This window comes from Nonomuraea sp. NPDC048881, assembly GCF_040649795.1.
GTDB lineage: Bacteria > Actinomycetota > Actinomycetes > Streptosporangiales > Streptosporangiaceae > Nonomuraea.
In genome coordinates, this window is record NZ_JBEZGC010000003.1 from 24999 (window position 1) to 43162 (window position 18164).

Genomic DNA, 18164 nt, shown 5'->3' on the forward strand with positions numbered 1-18164 from the left:
CGGGCGGGAATTTCCGGCTACGTCCGCCCAATCTCTCCCGCCCGGTCGTGCCCGCCGCGCAGGCGCGGCCAGGGTTGACCCGAACGTCACCAGTCCCTCACCCGCCCATGAGCGGGTGAGGGAGCGGGGCCCACGCCCTCAGACCTGCGCGCAGGCTCCCGGACGCGGCGCGCGAGCCGTGATCACGTACCGGTCGATCTGCCGGTCCAGGCAGGACGAGCTTCCCTTGTACGCCGTGTGCCCGTCGCCGTCGTGGGTCAGCAGCACGCCGTGCTCCAGCTGCCCGGCCAGCCGCCTGGCCAGCTCGTACGGCGTGGCCGGGTCACGCGTCGTGCCCACCACCACGATCGGCGGCGACCCGTGGGCGCGCACCTTCCTGGTGAACCCCTTGCCCTTGACCGGCCAGTACGCGCAGCGCTGCTCGGGATGGTCCAGGCAGTTGACGGCCGTCAGCGCCTCGCTGCTGTTGTCGTAGCTGCCGTCGGGACGGCGTCCGTGGTTGACGTCGGCCAGGGCGAGCATGGCCGTGCCGTCGCCCTTGAGGGCGAGGGTGAGCGCCTGGCGCAGGTAGGGCCAGCTGTCCCTGGCGTACATGGCCTGGTTGACGCCCGCGCGCAGGATGGCCTCGTTGACCTGCCTGCTGTCGCCGTCGTTGCGCAGCGGCGCCCGGTCGGCCCGTTTGTAGAGCGCCTCCAGCCGCCTGGTCGCGGCGGCGACGGTGTGCCGGGGGAACGGGCAGTCCCTGGCCCTGAAGCAGTCGCGCAGGAACGACTCGCGGGCCAGCCGGAACCCCCGCTCCTGCGCCGCGCCGAACTCGGCGAGCGTCTGGCCGGGGTCCTCGGCGCCGTCGAGCACCATGGCGCGGATCCGGGTGGGGAACAGGTCGGCGTAGCGGGCGCCCAGGTAGGTGCCGTAGGAGAAGCCGAAGTAGGTCAGGCGGGCCTCGCCCAGGGCGGCCCGCATCACGTCCAGGTCGCGGGCGACCTCGCCGGTGCCGACGTGCGCCAGCAGCTGCTTGCCGGAGTTGGTCGCGCAGCCCTGGGCGAAGATCTTCATCCACGCCTTGGCCCGCTTGACCTCGGCCGCGTTGTCGGGGGTGGGGTCGGCGGCGAAGTAGGCGTCCAGGCCGAGAGGGGACAGGCAGCGCACGGGGGCGGAGGCGCCCACGCCGCGCGGGTCGAAGCTGACCACGTCGAAGTGCTGCCGGACGGCGGCCGACATGACGGTCTTGTCGGCCTTCAAGATGGTCGTGCCGGCGCCGCCGGGGCCGCCGAAGTTCAGCACGATCGAGCCGATCCGCCGGCCGGTCGCGGGCAGCCGGACCATGGCGATCCTGATTCGCCGGCCGCCGGGCTTCGCGTAGTCGAGGGGCACCGTCAATTTCGCGCACTGGAACCCGCTGCCGCACCCCGACCAGGCCAGGCGCTGACCGTAATAGGCGTTGGGCCCGCCGTTCGCGGCCGCGTCCGCGGCGCCGGACAGGCCGGCCGCGGCGATCAGACCTGCGAGTACGGGGGAAAGAATCGTAATTAAACGTCGCATAATCAAAAGTTGACGGGAATACCTTGCGAGCCCCTTTAATCGTGGTGGCACAGATCATTTGCAAGAAGCGCGCCGGGCTGGGTATCGAGCAGGTCATCCGCACGACTACCAGGGGGAACAGGCCGCCATGTCGCAGCAGAACCGTCCCGTCGAGGGCGAGCACAAATACCAGCAGCACGTCACCTCGACCGGCGAGCACGAGGAGCGGCCCGGCCGCAGCCTCGTCACGACCGACCACGACGTGATCCAGGAATGGGCGCATGCGCGCGGCGCCAAGCCCGCGACCGTGCCCGGCACCGAGCACCAGGGCCGGGCGGGCGTGCTCCGCTTCGACTTCCCCGGCTACGGCGGCAACGACCTGGCGGAGATCAGCTGGGAGGAGTGGTTCGAGACCTTCGACCAGCGGAAGCTGAACTTCATCTACCAGGAGCACAAGAAGGACGGCAAGCAGAGCAACTTCTTCCGGCTGGAGAACCCGGAGCGCGAGGACGCCTGAACCCCGGAGGGGCGGGCCCACCCCCGCCCGCCCGCCGGGCCTCTGCCGCCCTCGGAAAGGGTGCCACCGGCATGCGCCGGAGTCCCTCGCTCCCCGAGGAGCCCGTCGTTCAGCCGCCCTCGGAGACCCGGCGGGTGACCTCGTCGGCCAGCCGGTCGAGGGAGCGGTCGAGCAGCTCGCGCACCTCGCCGACCCTGGCGCTGGAGGCGGGCTCGTCGAGCAGCGACAGGTGCACGGTCACCTCGCTCGTGCCGGCCGCCGAGTCGGACACCTGCAGCCAGCCCGCGTAGTCGGGGTGGTCGCGGCCGCCCCACTCCACCCGGAGCTGGTCCTCCTGGGCGCGGAACAGCCCCTCGTGCCGCCCGCTGCCGGGCACCAGCTCGCCGCCCGCCTCGACGGTGCCCGCCCCGCCGTCGCCGACCCACAACCCCTGCGGCAGCCACCGGTCCATCAGCTCGACGTCGGACGCCACCCCGAACACGATCATGCTGTCGGCCGGCATCCCGCGCGTCGCCTCGATCTCCGCCATCACAGGCCCCCGTCTTCCCCGAATGCCGCCGTACCGGGCGCGGACCGCGCCGCCTGCCACCGGCAGCCGAACGCGGCGACCATACCCGTGGCATCTGCTCGCAAACCGGCCCCCGCGGTGCCCGTCTCTGCCACTACGGTGGCTCCGGTGAAACCGCGGCGAGAGGGGAGAACGGCGCGATGGCGGAGCTGCCACGAGTGCCGCCGGAGATGTTCCGGTTCGCCACCACTGAGCGGGCGGATCTGCACACGGCCCTCCTCGACGTCCTCGGCGCCGCCGCCGAGCGCCTGGAGCCCGCGCTGACCGCCGGCGAGGTCCGCGACCGGCTGCGCGACCGCGGCTGGTACGCCCCCGTCGGCGACCACGACCTCACCGGCGCGCTGCGGCAGCTCGCCGGCTGGCGGCTGGTCGAGGTCGTCTTCGACCACGCCGCCGGCTTCGCGACCGCCGAGGAGTACGAACGCGGGAACCTGCGCTACGCCCTGACCGCCCAGGGCGAGGCCGCCCACGCCGGGCTGCGGCAGGCGTCGGCGACGCTGGCCACCGCGACACCGGCCTCGGGGGGCGCCCTCCACGCCGCCGTGCTCGACGCCGTCGCTGACCGGCTGGAGGAGCTGGAGGCGCTGCTGGCCGACCCCGACCCCGGCCGCGACCGAAGGGTGTTCACCTGCCTGCGGGAGCTGGAGTGCCACCTCGACGGGCTGCGCCGCGACACCGTGCGGCTCAACGGCGAGCTGCGCCGGCTGCTGCGCGCCGGCGGCGTCGGCGTTGGCACGTTCCACGAGGCCGAGGCGGCCTCGGTGGCCTACCTCCAGGAGTTCCTGACCGGGCTGGAGCAGCGCGGCGAGACGGTGGCGCGGGCGCTGCGCGGCGTGGCCGCGCGGGGCGTCGGCGTCCTGCACACCCGGGCCCTGGCCGGCGCCGACCTGCCCCGGATCCCCGGAACCGACCTGGCCACGCCGTGGCTGGCCGCCCGCGCCGCCGCCTGGGCCGAACTGCGCCAGTGGTTCGACCCCGACCTCGTCCCGGCCCCCGAGAGCGGCGGCACCGGAAGCGGCGGTGCCGAGAGGGGCGGCGCCGGGAGCGGGGGCGGGCCCCGGTTGCGGCGGCTCCAGGAGGTCGCGGGCGAGACCGTCGTCACCCTGCTCGGGCTGCTCGACCGCGTCACCGCCGCCCGCCGCCCCGCCTCCGGCGCCGCCGCCGACTTCCGCGCGCTGGCCCGCTGGTTCGCCACCGCGCCGGCCGAGGACGACGCCCACCGCCTCTGGGACGCCGCCTTCGGCCTCGGCCCCGCCCGGCACGCCCACCTCGGGCACGCCGACGCCGAACTCGTCCCGGCCGGGACGCCCTGGGCGGAGGCCGGGCCGGTGGCGGTCTCGGCGCTGCTGCGCTCGCGGGGCAGGACCGAGCGCATGGGCCGTACCGGGCGGGTGCGCGACGTGGCCGCCCTGCGCGCCGAGCGCCGCGCCCGCGCCGAGAAGGAGCACGCCGGGCTGGAGGCCGCCTGGCGGGCGCTGGCCACCACCGGCTCGGTCCGGCTGTCCCAGCTCGGCGCGCTCGACCACGACACCCTCGGCCGGCTGCTCGACCTGCTGGGCCGGGCCCTGGCCGCCCGTCCCGACGCCACCGGCCTGCGCCGGGCCGTCACCTCCGACGGCCGGGTCGAGGTCGTGCTGCGGGCCCCTGGCGACGGCGCGGTCGCGGTGCTGCGCACCTCCGAGGGCTGGTTCCGCGGCCCCGACTACCTGCTCGACGTGCGCTCCCCGGGCGCCCGCGACCACGGGAGGGCCGAAGGGGCATGAGCAGCCTGGCCAACCAGCTCGTCAGGGCGGAGAAGGAGGAGATCGCCCGCGCGATCAGGACCCTCCTCGCCCGGCCCTTCCTGACGGCGGACGACGAACCCGCCGCCTTCGCGGTGATCAGGAAACGGCGGGAACCGCTGACCCGGTGGTTCGACTACTTCTGCGGCTGGCGGCTGGTCGTGGAGCCCCGCGAGGGCTACGCCCGCCTGGTCAAGGTCGGGTCGCGGCCGACGGCCACCCGCCCGGCCCGCCGCCGCGCCGGCGGCCCGCCGTTCGACCGCCGCCGCTACACGCTGCTGTGCCTGTGCGCGGCCGAACTGCTCGCCGCGCCGGTCACCACGATCGGCATGCTGGCCGGACGGGTGGCGCGGGCGGCGGCGGTCGAGACCGGCGTGCCGCCGTTCGACCCGGTCAGCGCCGACGAGCGGGCCGCCTTCGTCGACGCGCTCGAACTGCTCGAACGGCACGGCGCGCTCACCCCCACCGACGGCACGACCGACGCCTACCTCGGCGACGAGGAGGCCAAGGTGCTCTACCGCGTGGACACCACCCGCGTGATCAGGCTGCTGGCCGCCCCCGTCCCGCCCTCCCGCCTGCCCGGCGCGGCCGGCGACCCGGCGGCTCCCACCGTGGCTCCCACCGTGGCTCCCACCGTGGCTCCCATAGCGGCGCTCACCGTCGAGGCCCGTTACGGCGGCGACGAGCCCACGGAGACCCAGCGCGCCCTGTGGGCCCGCCACTCCGTCATCCGCCGTCTGCTCGACGAGCCCGTCGTCTACCGCGACGAGCTGACCCCCGCCCAGGCCGCCTACGCCGCCTCGCTCACCGGCCGCCGCATGATCCGCAGGGCCGCCGAGGAGGCCGGGTTCGTGCTGGAGGAACGCGCCGAGGGGCTGCTGCTCGTCGACACCGAGGCCACCGCCACCGACACGAGGTTCCCCGACGACGGCGGCCCCGCCAAGGTCGCCGCCCTGCTCCTGCTCGACCTGCTGGTCACCGCCGGTCCGCTGCCCGCCGGACGCCTCGACGAGGAGGCCGCCGAGCTGCTGCGGCGCTTCCCCCAGTGGGCCAGGGCCTACCAGTCGGACGGCGGCGCGCCCCGCCTCGCGGCCGACGCGCTGGAGGTGCTCGCCATGTTCGGGCTGGCCCGCCGTACCGGCGACCGGGTGGCCGCCCTGCCCGCCGGAGCCCGCTACCGGGTCGATCGCGGCCCGGCCGACACGGAGGACGCATGACCGTCACCGAGCTCACGCCCGCCCGCACCGCCCCGGGCATGGACCGGCGCTGGATGCCCGTACGCGCCGGGATCCTCAACGTGTGGCGCTACCACGACGAGCTGTTCGAGTTCCACCGGGGCAGGCTGCTGCTGCGCGGGCCCAACGGCAGCGGCAAGTCCAAGGTGCTGGAACTGCTGCTGCCGTACGTGCTGGACGCCAGTCTCAAACCCAGCAGGCTGTCCACGTTCGGCGGCACCGAGCGGACCATGCACTGGAACCTCATGGGCGAGGGCGCGAGCGGCGTCACCCGCGTCGGCTACGTCTGGCTGGAGTTCCAGCACGCCGACGGCCGCTGGTTCACCTGCGGTGCCCGCCTCCAGGCCACCGCCCACACCAAGAACGTCACCGCCGCCTACTTCACCACCGGCTCCCGCGTCGGCCTGCCCGGCGGCGTCCGGCTCACCGGCGACGGCGGCCAGCCGCTGACCAGGGCCCAGCTCGCCGACGAGCTGGGCGAGGCCGGGACGGTCCACGAGTCCGCCGACGCCTACCGCGCCCTCGTGCGCCGCACCCTCTACACCGGGCTCAACGAGCAGCGCTACGACTGCCTGCTCACCGCGCTGCGCCAGCTGCGCACCCCCAAACTGTCCGAACGGCTCGACCCCGGCCTGCTGTCCGACTTGCTGTCCAGTGCCCTGCCGCCGCTCGGCGAGGGTGAGATCCACGAGATCGCCGACGGGTTCGAGCGGCTCGACCGGCAGCGCGAGGAGCTGCGCCTGCTCGACCGCGACGTGCAGGAGGCCGACCGGCTGGCCGACGTCCAGCGCGGCTACGCCCAGAAGGTGCTGCGCGCGGCCGCCGCCGCGGCCCTGGACGCCGGGCAGGCCGTCGACGCCCTCGCCGCCGAGGTCAAGGCCGGACAGGAGGCGCTCAAGCAGGCCGGCGACGAGCTGGCCGCCGCGGCCGTGCGGCTGTCGGAGGAGGAGGCGCAGGAGCTGGCCCTGGCCGCGCAGATCGACGGGCTGAAGGAGAGCGAGGCGTACCGGTCCGGGCGCGACCTGCACCGGCTGCGCACGCAGGCGCGCGAGGCGCACGAGTCGGCGGCCCGGCTGCGCGACCAGGCCGGGGCGGCGGCCCGCGGCGCGTCGGCCAGGCAGGAGCTGTCGTTGCGCGCGGCGGCCGTCGCCCGCGCCGCCACCGGCCTGGCCGACCGCGCCCGCGCCGAGGCCCGCCGGGCCGCCGAGCGCGCCGGGCTGCTCTCGGTCCACCTGGAGTGCGAACGCCCGGTCGCCGAACTCTGCTCCCCCTCGCCGGGCGCGCAACCCGTCGCCTCCGGCGAGGGGGAGCGGGGCGACGACGGAGAGGAGTCCGTGCGCCGCGCCCGCGAGCTGCTGCGCGCCGCCGTCACCAGCCGCGCCGGCCAGATCCGCGAGGTCGCGGCGGCGGCCGTCGAGCACGAGGAGGCGATCGGCCGCCGCACCACCGCCGAGCACGACCGCGACCGCGTCCGCGACGACCTGGCGGCCGCGACCGCCGCCCACGACCAGGCCGGCGCGACCCGCGACGAGCGCGCCCGCGACCTGGCCGCCGCCCTGGAGGAGTGGGCCCGCGGCTGCGCCCACCTCCGGCTCGACCCCGAGGAGCTGGCCGGCCTCGCCGACCGGTCCGACCAGGCCGACGAGCTGGTCGGCGCGGCGCGTACGGCGGCCGCGGTCCGGCTGGCCGCCCGCGAGCACCACCTGACCGGCCTGCGCGACCGGCTGCACGCCGAACGCGCCGAACTGGCCCGCGAACGCGAACGCCTGGCCGACCGGACCGCCCTGGAGCCGCCCCCCTCGCCCGCCCGCCCCGCCTCCCGCTCCGGACGGCCCGGCATGCCGCTGTGGCGGGCGCTCGCCTTCCGCTCCGGCGTCGACCCGGTCACCCAGGCGGGCGTCGAGGCGGCGCTCGAAGCCTCGGGCCTGCTCGACCTGTGGCTGCTGCCCGACGGCGGCATGGACCCCGGCGAGCACGACGCCTTCGCCGCCTCCGCCCTGGCCCGGCCCGCGCCCGGCCACAGCCTGGCCGTCGTGCTGTCCGCCCAGCCGGGCGCGCCCGTCTCGGCCGAGCGGGTGCTCGCGGGCGTCGCCTTCGCCCCCACGGCGCTCGGCCTCGACCACCCGGCGGCCGTCGGCGCCGACGGCACCTGGCGGCTCGGCCCGGCCGCCGGGCGCTGGGTCAAGCCGGAGCCCGCCTACATCGGCGACGCCGCCCGCGAGCGCGCCCTGCGCCGCCGCGTCGCCGAGCTGGACGACCGGCTCTCCGACCTGGCCGGCACGATCGCCGAGTGCGACCACCTGTTCAGGGTGCTGGCCGGCGACCGCGACACGCTCGCGGCCGAGCTGCGGCGGCGGCCCGACCGGAGGCCGTACGACGGCGCCGCGCGGGCGCTGGACGCGGCCGTGGGCAAGGTCGCCCTGCTGGAGGACCAGCTCCGCGCACACGAGCAGCGCCTGCACGAGCGCGAGAAGGAGGTGGGCAGGTCGCTGCGCCGGCTCACCGAGCTGGCCGCCCGGCACGCCCTGCCCGCCGCCCGGCCCGCGCTCGACCGGCTGGAGGCCGCCCTGCGCGCCGCCGAGACCACCGGCGCCGTCTGGCACGACCGGCGCGGCGACGCCCGCGCGGCCAGGGAGCGCGCCGGCCAGGCGGCCGAGACCGCCCGCGAGTACCAGGACCTGGCCGTACGCGCGATGGAACGGGCCGAGGAGGCGGCCGACGCGGCCGTCGTGCTGGCCGAGAAGCTGGCCGCCGTCGAGCCCGCGGCCGGCGGCGAGGAGCTCGACCTGCTCGGCCGGCTCCAGGACGCCCAGACCGCCCACCAGGGCTGCCGCCGCCAGATCCGGACGATCCACGACGACACGGCCCGGCTCAACGCCCGCCTCGGACGGCTCAGGGGCGAGCTGGGTCGGGCCGAGGAGAAGCACGCCGAGGCCGGGCGCGTCCGCGAGGCGGTCTGCGAGCGCCTGCGCCGCCTGCTGGCCGGCCACCTGGCCGCCGACGCCGGCCTGCCCGCCGGGCCCGCCCCCGACGCCGGGGTGCGCGCGGTGCTGGAGGCGGCCGGGGACGTGGCCGGGCGGCTCGCCGCGGTGCCGCACGAGCAGCGGACCGTCAGGGAGGCCGAGGCCCGCCTGCGGGACGCCTTCCACCACGCCAGGGAGGTCCTGGCCGGCCGCGCCGAGCTGGAGCTGGCCCCCGACGAGGACGTCCAGGTGCTGACCGCCACCGCCGGCGGCGTGCGGGCGGGCGCGGCGGCGCTGGGCAGGGCGCTGCGCGGCGAGCGCGACGAGCGGCGCGGCGACATCACCGAGGCCGAGCGCGACCTGTTCGACCGCACGCTCGCCGGTGACACGCGGCGGCACCTGGCCGACCGCATCCGCCAGGCCGCCGCGCTGGTCGAGGGCATGAACCAGCGGCTCGAACGCGTCCGGACGGCCTCGGGGGTCGCGGTGCGGCTGGTGTGGCAGGTCGATCCCACCCAGTCGCCGGCCACCCGGGCGGCCCGCGAGCTGCTGCTGCGCGACCCGGCCGGGCTGAGCGAGGCCGACCGCGAGGCCCTGTACGCCTTCTTCCGTGACCGCGTCGAGGAGGCGCGCGCCGACAACTCCTCGGCCGGCTGGGAGGACCAGCTCATGAAGGTGCTGGACTACACGTCCTGGCACCGGTTCGTGGTCCGCCTCGACCGCGGCGACGGCCAGGGCTGGCAGGACCTGACCAGGAAGCTGCACGGCGCCCTGTCCGGCGGTGAGAAGGCCATCGCCCTGCACCTGCCGCTGTTCGCCGCCGTGGCCGCCCACTACCGCACCGACCCCGGCTGCCCCCGGTTCATCCTGCTGGACGAGGTGTTCGTGGGCGTCGACCGGGCCAACCGCGGCCAGGTCTTCGACCTGCTGGTGAACCTCGGGCTCGACCTCGTGCTCACCTCCGACCACGAGTGGTGCGAATACCGCGAGCTGGACGGCATCGCCATCCACCAGCTCATCACCGGCGACGGCGACGACGCGGTGACCACGGCCCGCTTCGTGTGGAACGGCTACCGGACCGTCGCCACCGAGACCCTTGATTAGAAAGGTTCTTTACCACCAGCGATCGCGTCCGTATGGTGGGGGCAACCCTCGGGAGGCGGTCATGAAGATCCGCACCGCTGCGGTCGTGCTGACGACCCTGCTCGCCCTGTCGGTCCCTGCCTCGGTGACCGTCTCGCCCAGTGCCACGGCGGCGGCCGCCGTCGCCTTCGGCGCGATCGTGCCCGCTCCGGTGAGCGCGGTCCCGGCGGCGGGGGTGACGTACCTGATCACCGCCGCGACCGCCCTGTACTCCGACGCGCCCGAGGTGGGCGAGCAACTCGCCAGTCGGTTGCGCCGCTCGACCGGCTACCCGGTCCCGATCGTGACCGCCCCGCCGGCGGACGGGATCGCGCTGCGGCTGGGCACGGTGGCCGGCGGTGAGGAGGCGTACCAGCTCGACGTGACCGCCACCGGGATCGTCGTGCTGGCCAACGGGCCCGCCGGGCTGTTCAACGGCGTGCAGACGCTGCGGCAACTGCTCCCGTACGCCGCCGAGGCCGGTACGGTGCAGCCGGGCCCCTGGCCGGTGCCCGGCGGGCGGGTCGTGGACCGGCCGCGCTACCCCTGGCGGGGGGCGATGCTCGACGTGGCCAGGCACTTCTTCCCGGTGGACGCGGTCGAGCGGTACCTCGACCAGATCGCGCTCTACAAGATCAACCGCCTGCACCTGCACCTGTCCGACGACCAGGGCTGGCGCATCGCGATCGACTCCTGGCCCCGGCTGGCCTCCTACGGCGGCGGCACGGCGGTCGGCGGCGATCCCGGCGGCTTCTACACCAAGGCCCAGTACCAGGAGATCGTCGCCTACGCCGCCGCGCGAAACATCACCGTGATCCCGGAGATCGACATGCCGGGGCACACCAACGCCGCCCTCGCCTCCTACGGCGAGCTCACCTGCGACGGCGTCGCCCCGCCGCGCTACACCGGCACGGACGTCGGGTTCAGCTCGCTGTGCACGTCCAAGGAGCTCACCTACACCTTCGTGGACCAGGTGATCGGCGAGCTGGCCGCGCTCACCCCCGGCCCATACCTGCACATCGGCGGGGACGAGGCGTCCTCCACGACGCCGGCCGACTACCGGGCGTTCGTCGACCGGGCGCAGGGCATCGTGGCCGCCCACGGCAAGACCGTGATCGGCTGGCACGACGTCGTCAACGCCACCCCGCTGCCCTCCACGGTCGTCCAGTACTGGGGCAGCGACCCCACCGAGACGGCGGTCTCGACGGCGGGCCGGAAGGTCGTCATGTCCCCGGCGAGCCGCGCGTACCTGGACATGAAGTACAACCGGCGCACCCCGCTCGGCCAGACCTGGGCGGGCACGATCGAGGTCAAGGACGCCTACGGCTGGGATCCCGGCGCCTACCTCAGAAGGCTCCCGCCCGAGCAGGTGCTCGGCGTCGAGGCGCCGCTGTGGACCGAGACGCTCAGGACGTCCGCCGACCTCGAGTACATGGCCTTCCCCCGCCTGCCCGCGCTCGCCGAACTGGGCTGGTCCCCTTCCGCCACGCACGACTGGACCGCGTTCCGGCAGCGGCTGGGCGCGCAGGGCCCGCGCTGGCGCGTCATGGGGATCGCCTACTACCGCTCCACCCAGATCGCCTGGCCCTCCGGTTCGTAGGAGCCCCCTCAGGAGCTGCGCATGTCACGATCGATCAGATGCGTCCTGGCCGTGCTCGTCCTGCTGCTCGCCTCGGGGGTGGTGAGCGCCGGCAGCGCCGTCGCGGCGGCCGGTTCGACCGAGCTGGCCTCGGGCTGGGCGCTGCGCCCGGCCACCGGCCTCGCCGACACCGGCGCGGCGATCTCCACGCCCGGGTACGCCACCACCGGTTGGCACCCGGTCACCCTGCCCTCGACCGTCCTGGCCGGGCTGGTCGCGAACGGCGTCTACCAGGACGTCTACTTCGGCCAGAACCTCAAGAACGTGCCCGACCTGACCACTCAGGACTGGTGGTTCCGCGGCGAGTTCACGGCCCCGGCCACGGCCCCCGGCCAGGTGTACTGGCTGCGTTTCAAGGGCCTCAGCTACCGCGCCCAGATCTGGCTGAACGGCGTGCAGTTAGACGCCGCGGCCGTGGGCACGTTCGTCGGCCACGAGTACGACGCCACCGCCGCGATCCGGCCCGGCGCGGTCAACGCGCTGGCCGTCAAGGTCACCCCGCCGCGCCACGACTGCAAGGACCTGTCCACCTGCACGGTCGACTGGAACCCCGAGGCCCCCGACATGAACGCGGGCATCTGGAACACGACCCTGCTGGACACCACGGGCCCGGTGGCCCTGCGCGACCCGTACGTGCGGACCACCCTGTCCGGCGCCGCCGCCGACCTGACCGTCTACGTGGACGCCGTCAACGCGACGAACGCCCCCGTCACCACCACGGTCAGCGGCACGATCACCAAGGCGGGCCGGCCCGACCTCACCTTCTCCCAGGCCGTCACGCTGGCCGCCCGCGAGCGCAAGGAGGTCGCCTTCGCGCCCCTGCACGTGAGCGATCCGGTGCTGTGGTGGCCGTACCAGTTCGGCAGCCCCGAGCTGTACCGCCTGACGGTCAGCGCGGGCGCCTCCGACAGCAAGACCATCGACTTCGGCATCCGCCAGGTCACCGACTACCGCACCACCGTCAACGGCACCTCGTTCGCCGGATACAAGATCAACGGCCGGCCGATCCTGCTGCGCGGCGGCGGGTACGTGTGGGACCTGATGCAACGCTGGGACACCAGGACGAACGCCGCCCACATCGCCTACGTCAAGGACATGGGCCTGAACACCATCAGGCTGGAGGGCACCCTCGGCAACGAGGAACTGTACGACATGGCCGACAAGGCAGGCATCCTGGTCATGCCGGGCTTCGTCTGCTGCAGCGCCTGGGAGGACGACAGCGCCTGGACCGCCGAACAGGAACAGGTCGCCCGCGCCTCGCTGGACAGCCAGCTCCGCTCGCTGCGCCACCACGCCTCGGTGTTCCTGTGGACCTACGGCAGCGACCAGCCGCCGACGGCCGCGCACCTGGCCGCGTACAAGAGCGTGGCCACCGCCCTGCACTGGCAGAACCCCACCCTGGACAACGTCGCCACCTGGTCCAACGCCGACGCCGGCATGAAGATGGACGGCCCGTACGTGTGGGAGCCGCCGGTGCTGTGGTGGGACGAGAGCAAGAGCGGCGGCGCGTACGGCAGCACGGGGGAGGAGGGCACCGAGTCGCCGCCGCCCCTGGAGACGCTCCAGCGCTTCCTCGCGCCCGCCGACGTCTGGCCCATCGGGACGGCGTACAACTACCACGCCGGCAAGCCGGGCAGCGTCTTCGACACCGTCGCCCCCTACAGCACCGGCCTGGCCAAGCGCTACGGAGCGCCCGCCTCCGCCGCCGACCAGTCCCGCAAGTCCGAGGCGCAGAACTACGAGAACGCCCGCGCCTTCTTCGAGGCGTGGAGCGCCAGGCAGCACGTGCGCTCGTTCGGCTCGATCTTCTGGATGCTGAACAACGCCTGGCCGTCGGTCCACTGGAACCTCTACGACTACTACCTCAAGCCCGGCGGCGGCTACTTCGGCACCAAGAAGGCCACCGAACCCGTGCACATCGCCTACGACTACCTGACCCGGGCCGTGCACGTGGTCAACTCGACCCTCACCACGCGCTCCGGGCTGACCGCCACGGTCTCCGTGCACAACCTGCCGGACCTGGCCCAGCAGTACACCGCCTCGGCCCCCGTCACCGCCACGGCCAACGCGGGCGTCCAGGTGCTGACGATCCCGGCGCTGACCGGGCTGTCGCGGACGTACCTGATCAGGCTCCAGCTCAAGGACGCCGCCGGCGCGAAGGTCAGCGACAACGTCTACTGGTACTCCACCGCGCCCGACACGCTCGGCAACAAGAGCAACTGGTACCGCACCACGCCGAAGACCTACGCCGACCTCACCGGCCTGAACGCCCTGCCCGCCGCCGACGTCGCCGCCACCGGCGTCCGCGCCGTCTCCGCCGGGACCGAGACCGTCACGATCACCCTGCGCAACCCGTCCGGCCTGGCCTTCCTCGTGCGCCCGGAGGTGGTCGCGGACGGGCGCGAGGTCGTGCCGGTGACCTACACCGACAACTACGTCACGCTGTGGCCGGGGGAGACCACGACCATCACGGCCACATACCGCACGAGCGACCTCGGCGGCCGGCAGCCGGCGCTCCGCGTGCGCGGCTACAACGTCCCCACCACGACCGTCCCCCTCACCTGACCCGCCTCCCCGACCACGAGGCCCGCCTTCTGGACCACGAGGCCCGCCTTCTCCGTCCATCTCGCCTTCTCGTCCACCAGGCCCGCCGCCCCGGGCGGGATCCCGGTCGCTTGCCGGGGTCCCGCGCGGGCGGCGGTCAGGGGGTTGCCAGCGCGTCGGCCCAGGGCGGGTTGGCGCCCGCCACCGAGCACGTCAGCGCCGACACCCGGGCCGCGAACGACGCGGCGGCCACGGCGGTGTCCAGGTCGAGGCCGTCGAGCCGGCCGCCGAGCAGGCCGCGCGCGCCCAGGTCGTGCAGGAGCCCGGCGGTGAAGGAGTCGCCGGCGCCGACCGTGTCCACGACGACGACCTCCGGCGCCCGCACCTCCGCCCGTTCGCCGTCGAGGGACACCAGCGCGCCCGCCGCCCCGCGGGTCACCACGACGAGCCGGGCCCCGGCGGCGTGCCAGGTGTCACAGGCCCGTTCCACCGGCACGCCGGGCATCAGGAAGCGCAGGTCGTCCTCGCTGAGCTTGAGCAGGTCGGCCCACCGGCACCAGCGCTCGACCCGGTAGTCCTCGCGGGCGGCGAGAGTGGGCCGCACGTTGGGATCGACCGAGACCGTGGCCCGCGCGGCGGCCGCGCGCGCGAACTCCTCGACCGCCGCCCGGCCCGGCTCCCTGACCAGCGCCAGCGACCCGGTGTGCAGACCCGCGGCCGGGCCGAGGCGGGCCGGGGTCAGCTCGTCCGGGCTCCACTGCCAGTCGGCGGTGCCGCCCGCGTAGAAGGTGTAGGCGGCCTGGCCGCCGTCGTCGAGCGCGGCGACCGAGAGCGTGCTCGGCTCCGCGGCCTCGACGGCCGCCGACAGGTCCACGCCCGAGGACGCCAGACGTTCGCGGAACAGCGCGCCGAACACGTCGCCGGAGATGCGTCCGAGGAAGCGGGCCGGCGTGCCGAGCCGGGCCAGCGCCACCGCCGTGTTGGCCGGGCCGCCGCCCGGCAGCACCCGCAACCCGAGCTCGCCGCCCTGCCCTGCGCCGCCCCCCGCGCCGCCTGTGGCGCCGCCTGCCGCGGTGCCTGCCGCGGTGCCTGCCGCGGTGGTGAAGCCGTCGGCGACGCACTCGCCCAGAACAGCGATCATCGAGCCTGCCTTCCTGGCGCGCGCCGCCGATGCCGTACGCCCCGGGTGGCATCGACGTCTCCGGATGGGAGCTCATCATCGCAGCCCGGCCGCCTTCTCCGCCCCTGTCGGCTCCGGGGCCGCGTCCGGCGTGGTGCGGGCCCGTCAGGAGGCCTGGTCGCCGTCCTTCAGGTGGCCGGGCAGGCCGGTGTTCGGGACGTCGAGCTGCCGGGCGTACCGGTCGTTCAGCTCCGACCAGCCGAAGCCGACCGCCGCCGCACCCCGGATCGGCGGGATCGGCCGCCCTTCGAGCAGCCTGTCGGCCACGTCGAGGCAGAGGTGCCACCCGGCCGCCACCTTCGGCAGCAGGTCGCGGTCCAGGACGGTGTGCCGCAGCGTCAGACGCGTGCCGCCGCCGGTCGCCGTCAGCTCCCACCGCAGCAGGTCGGTGCCGAACGTGTACTCCAGCAGCGTCTGCGGCTGGACGCGGACGACCTCGGCCACCAGGTCCTGAGGCTTCTCGTCGTCGATCATCGTGAGGGTCGCGCCACCGGCCTCGGAAAGATCACGGTCGGCGGTGTACGGCGCCCACGCCGCGAGCTGTCCGGGCTCGGTCAGCGCCCGCCACACCTTCTCCGGTGGATGCCGCAGGTCGCGGACGAAGACGAGGGTCCAGCGACCTTCCGTCACCTCGCTGCCGACCTGGGCCGGCGGGCTCGGGCGGTACGCGTCTGGGGTCATGGCTGCTCCAGGTTGTCGAGATGGCGCTCAAGAGCGTCGAGATGCGTGTCCCACAGGGCCCGGTACGGCTGAAGCCAGTCGTCCAGCGCCTGGAAGGGGCCGGCGTGCAGGCGGTAGATGCGCCGCTGCGCCTCGGTCCGGCAGGTGACGAACCCGGCCTCCCTGAGCACCTTCAGCTGCTTGGACACCGTGGGCTGGCTGACATCTAGCGCCTCGACCAGCTCGTTCACACTGCTCTCCGCCATCCGGAGCCGATCGAGGATCCGACGCCGGGTCGGCTCGGAGAGCACGGAGAACGCGTCGACGGACATGCCTTCATATTCCCTTTCGGGTATATGCCTGTCAAGGAATACACGCCGCGCATCCCTTGTCGGCGAGCCCTTCGGCGGGCTTTCGGCGGGCCGCGGAACTCGTCGCGGCTCGCGAGATCCCCTGGGGTCGCGAGGGCCCTTTGGGGCGCGAGGTCTCCTCGGCTGTGTCGCCTCGTCGGATACCTGGCCCGAGAGCGGTCGTTCGCCGGCGTCCGGTTCGACGAGGGGCGGGGTCGTCCGGGGGTCCTGCCTCGGGGGCTGCGGGGGCCGGGATTCCGGTCGGGCATGTGGTTTTTTCGTGTCCGTCCGAGGGCTCGCTAATGTTACCTCTTCGTGATGTGCGACGCTGGCGAACGATTTGTCCCGAGAGGGGGTCTCTAGAGGAGATTAGGTGCCCGACTTTCCGTTTTTATCAGGAAAAGTGGGGCAGTGCTGGCCGATCATTCTTGTGGTTACGATTCCTTCGTCCAGTCGTTCTGCGGAGCGGAGGGGAAGAAGGGCGCCATCGATTCCCACGATTTGGCCGAACTCGAAAAGCGCCGAAACGACCCCGACTTCGCCGTGGCGTTCGCCGCCGTGATGCCGCCGCGCCAGCTCAAGAGCCTTCTGGCCGGTCTGCGCCGCGCGCACGCCATCCAGTCCACCAGCCTCGACCGACTGGCCAGGGCGCTGAGCACGCTTCTCGGCACCGCTTCGCGCGCACCCGGCGCGGCCAGGATCTCGACCCCTTACGTTCACCGTCTGCTCGAAAACCTCGATGACCCGGAAACCGGTTTCGCGCTCGGGCAATTGTTGCGATACGGCTGTTTCGCCGACGTGTTCCTGCGCGACCTCGCCTTCAAGGTCTACGACTACGAACGCAGCCAGCCTCCCGTGTCCCCGTACTGGCGGAACCTCCGTCCGGACTCACGGCCGATGTGCGCCATTCCCCTGGACGAACGCGACCCCATGGTGGCCGTCATGGCCGCCCTGTCCAACCACCCCCGGGCCGCCCGCGAATTCCTGACGGACGAACGGCGGGACCCGCTGGAATATCTCCTCTACGAGCGCTTCTGGCCCGGAAGCACCGAGACGTACCTCGACCAGGCGATCGACATCGCGGGCCTCTGACAACCCCGGACCGCAGCTCGCGGTGGTACGACTGCACCCACCGCTCCATGGTCGAGTTCATCCGCGCCCTCACTGCCCCCTCCGCCCGGCGAACGTCTTGGCGAATGTGAACTCAGTCGACGATCGCGCCGCTGGTCAGGTTGGCGATCGTCCCGGTCATGGCCCCCGCTCGATCCGACGCCAGGAACGCGGCCGTCTCCGCGATCTCGGAGAGCGTCGGCAGCCTCTTGAGCAGCGTCCCCTGCGCCATCGCCCCGCCGTCGAGCATCTCCTCGACCGACTGTCCGGCCGCTGCCGCCGCCTGCTCGAAGAGCTCCTTGGTGTAGGAACCGGCGGCCGGCGCGTCGACGACAGCGTGAGGACGGATGCCGATCACCCGGACATTGCGCGGTGCCAGCTCCGCGGCCAGAACCCGGGAGAACGCCTCCTTGCCGGCCGCGCTCACGGCGTGTCCCAAGATGCCGCCAACGGCCAGCTTGGCGCCCGGCTCCGACAGCGTCAGGATCACACCGGGACGCTCGCCCCCCATGTGCCGGGCCACAGCCTTGCTGGTGATGAACAGCGTCCGCAAGAACCCGTCGATCGGCCGCATGAACTCCTCCAGCGACAGATCCGCCAGCGAAGTCCCCTGGTCGTGCTGGACGCTCACGGCGTTCACGGCGATGTCGATGCCGCCGGCCGTCGCCGCGACCGCGGCGGCGTGCTTGTCGACCTCCTCCTGGTCGAGCACGTCGACCCGCGCCGTCTCGACCTTTCCGCCCGCGGCGGCGATGTCACGCGCCACGGCGTCGAGCTTCGCCTGCGTCCGCCCGGCGAGGAAGACCCGCGCGCCTTCCCTGGCGAAGACCCGTGCGATGGCGCCGCCGATCGCGCCGCCGCCTCCGTAGAGCACGGCGTTCTTGTCCTGGAGCAGCAATCCACTCATCGGTGACCTCCACATGATCTTTGTTCCGGACGGGCAGGCGGGCTCGCTGGTCACGCCGTGGTCGCGG

13 protein-coding genes are annotated in these 18164 nt (G+C 74.0%); 7 read left to right on the forward strand and 6 right to left on the reverse strand.

The genetic code is table 11. The features are described from left to right. Positions 1 to 138: 138 nt before the first annotated feature. The gene (locus tag AB0C33_RS11010) at positions 139 to 1542 is read right to left on the reverse strand and encodes an alpha/beta hydrolase (RefSeq protein WP_358286068.1); all 1404 of its coding nucleotides are present in this window, start codon (positions 1540 to 1542) and stop codon (positions 139 to 141) included. Between the two features lie 127 nt (positions 1543 to 1669). On the opposite strand from AB0C33_RS11010, the gene AB0C33_RS11015 reads away from it, so the two are divergent. Further along, a complete protein-coding gene (locus AB0C33_RS11015) occupies positions 1670 to 2038 on the forward strand; it encodes a hypothetical protein (protein ID WP_358286071.1) in 369 nt (122 codons plus the stop codon). Positions 2039 to 2147: 109 nt separating this feature from the next. Here the strand turns inward: AB0C33_RS11015 and AB0C33_RS11020 are convergent, their stop codons facing one another. Beyond that, a complete protein-coding gene (locus tag AB0C33_RS11020) occupies positions 2148 to 2567 on the reverse strand; it encodes an SRPBCC family protein (RefSeq protein ID WP_352330618.1) in 420 nt (139 codons plus the stop codon). 179 nt (positions 2568 to 2746) lie between these two features. On the opposite strand from AB0C33_RS11020, the gene AB0C33_RS11025 reads away from it, so the two are divergent. From AB0C33_RS11025 to AB0C33_RS11045, 5 genes are all read left to right on the forward strand, one after another. Next, on the forward strand, positions 2747 to 4369 hold the full coding sequence (locus AB0C33_RS11025; RefSeq protein WP_358286074.1) for a TIGR02677 family protein: 1623 nt from the start codon (positions 2747 to 2749) through the stop codon (positions 4367 to 4369). Continuing rightward, entirely contained in the window at positions 4366 to 5604 is a 1239-nt protein-coding gene (locus AB0C33_RS11030) for a TIGR02678 family protein (protein ID WP_358286076.1), read from the forward strand. The genes AB0C33_RS11025 and AB0C33_RS11030 overlap by 4 nt, the downstream gene beginning before the upstream one ends. Then, complete coding sequence (locus AB0C33_RS11035) at positions 5601 to 9689, forward strand: TIGR02680 family protein (RefSeq protein ID WP_358286078.1); 4089 nt, start codon at positions 5601 to 5603, stop codon at positions 9687 to 9689. The genes AB0C33_RS11030 and AB0C33_RS11035 overlap by 4 nt, the downstream gene beginning before the upstream one ends. 61 nt (positions 9690 to 9750) lie before the next feature. Then, positions 9751 to 11307, forward strand: a complete 1557-nt coding sequence (locus tag AB0C33_RS11040; protein ID WP_358286080.1) for a beta-N-acetylhexosaminidase — start codon at positions 9751 to 9753, stop codon at positions 11305 to 11307. 21 nt (positions 11308 to 11328) lie between these two features. Next, the gene (locus AB0C33_RS11045; protein ID WP_358286081.1) at positions 11329 to 13911 is read left to right on the forward strand and encodes a glycoside hydrolase family 2 protein; all 2583 of its coding nucleotides are present in this window, start codon (positions 11329 to 11331) and stop codon (positions 13909 to 13911) included. Between the two features lie 136 nt (positions 13912 to 14047). Here the strand turns inward: AB0C33_RS11045 and AB0C33_RS11050 are convergent, their stop codons facing one another. From AB0C33_RS11050 to AB0C33_RS11060, 3 genes are all read right to left on the reverse strand, one after another. Next, complete coding sequence (locus AB0C33_RS11050) at positions 14048 to 15031, reverse strand: carbohydrate kinase (protein WP_358286082.1); 984 nt, start codon at positions 15029 to 15031, stop codon at positions 14048 to 14050. Between the two features lie 144 nt (positions 15032 to 15175). Next, a complete protein-coding gene (locus AB0C33_RS11055; protein WP_358286083.1) occupies positions 15176 to 15751 on the reverse strand; it encodes an SRPBCC family protein in 576 nt (191 codons plus the stop codon). Then, positions 15748 to 16062 (reverse strand): metalloregulator ArsR/SmtB family transcription factor, encoded by a 315-nt coding sequence (locus AB0C33_RS11060; protein WP_358286085.1) that lies wholly within the window; start codon positions 16060 to 16062, stop codon positions 15748 to 15750. Before AB0C33_RS11060 ends, AB0C33_RS11055 begins: the two co-directional genes overlap by 4 nt. Before the next feature lie 429 nt (positions 16063 to 16491). Between AB0C33_RS11060 and AB0C33_RS11065 the strand changes: the two genes are divergently transcribed. Further along, a complete protein-coding gene (locus AB0C33_RS11065; protein WP_358286086.1) occupies positions 16492 to 17172 on the forward strand; it encodes a hypothetical protein in 681 nt (226 codons plus the stop codon). A 112-nt stretch (positions 17173 to 17284) separates the two neighbouring features. Here AB0C33_RS11065 and AB0C33_RS11070 read toward each other — a convergent pair whose 3' ends face one another. Further along, entirely contained in the window at positions 17285 to 18097 is an 813-nt protein-coding gene (locus AB0C33_RS11070) for an SDR family oxidoreductase (protein ID WP_358286087.1), read from the reverse strand. Positions 18098 to 18164 lie beyond the last annotated feature (67 nt).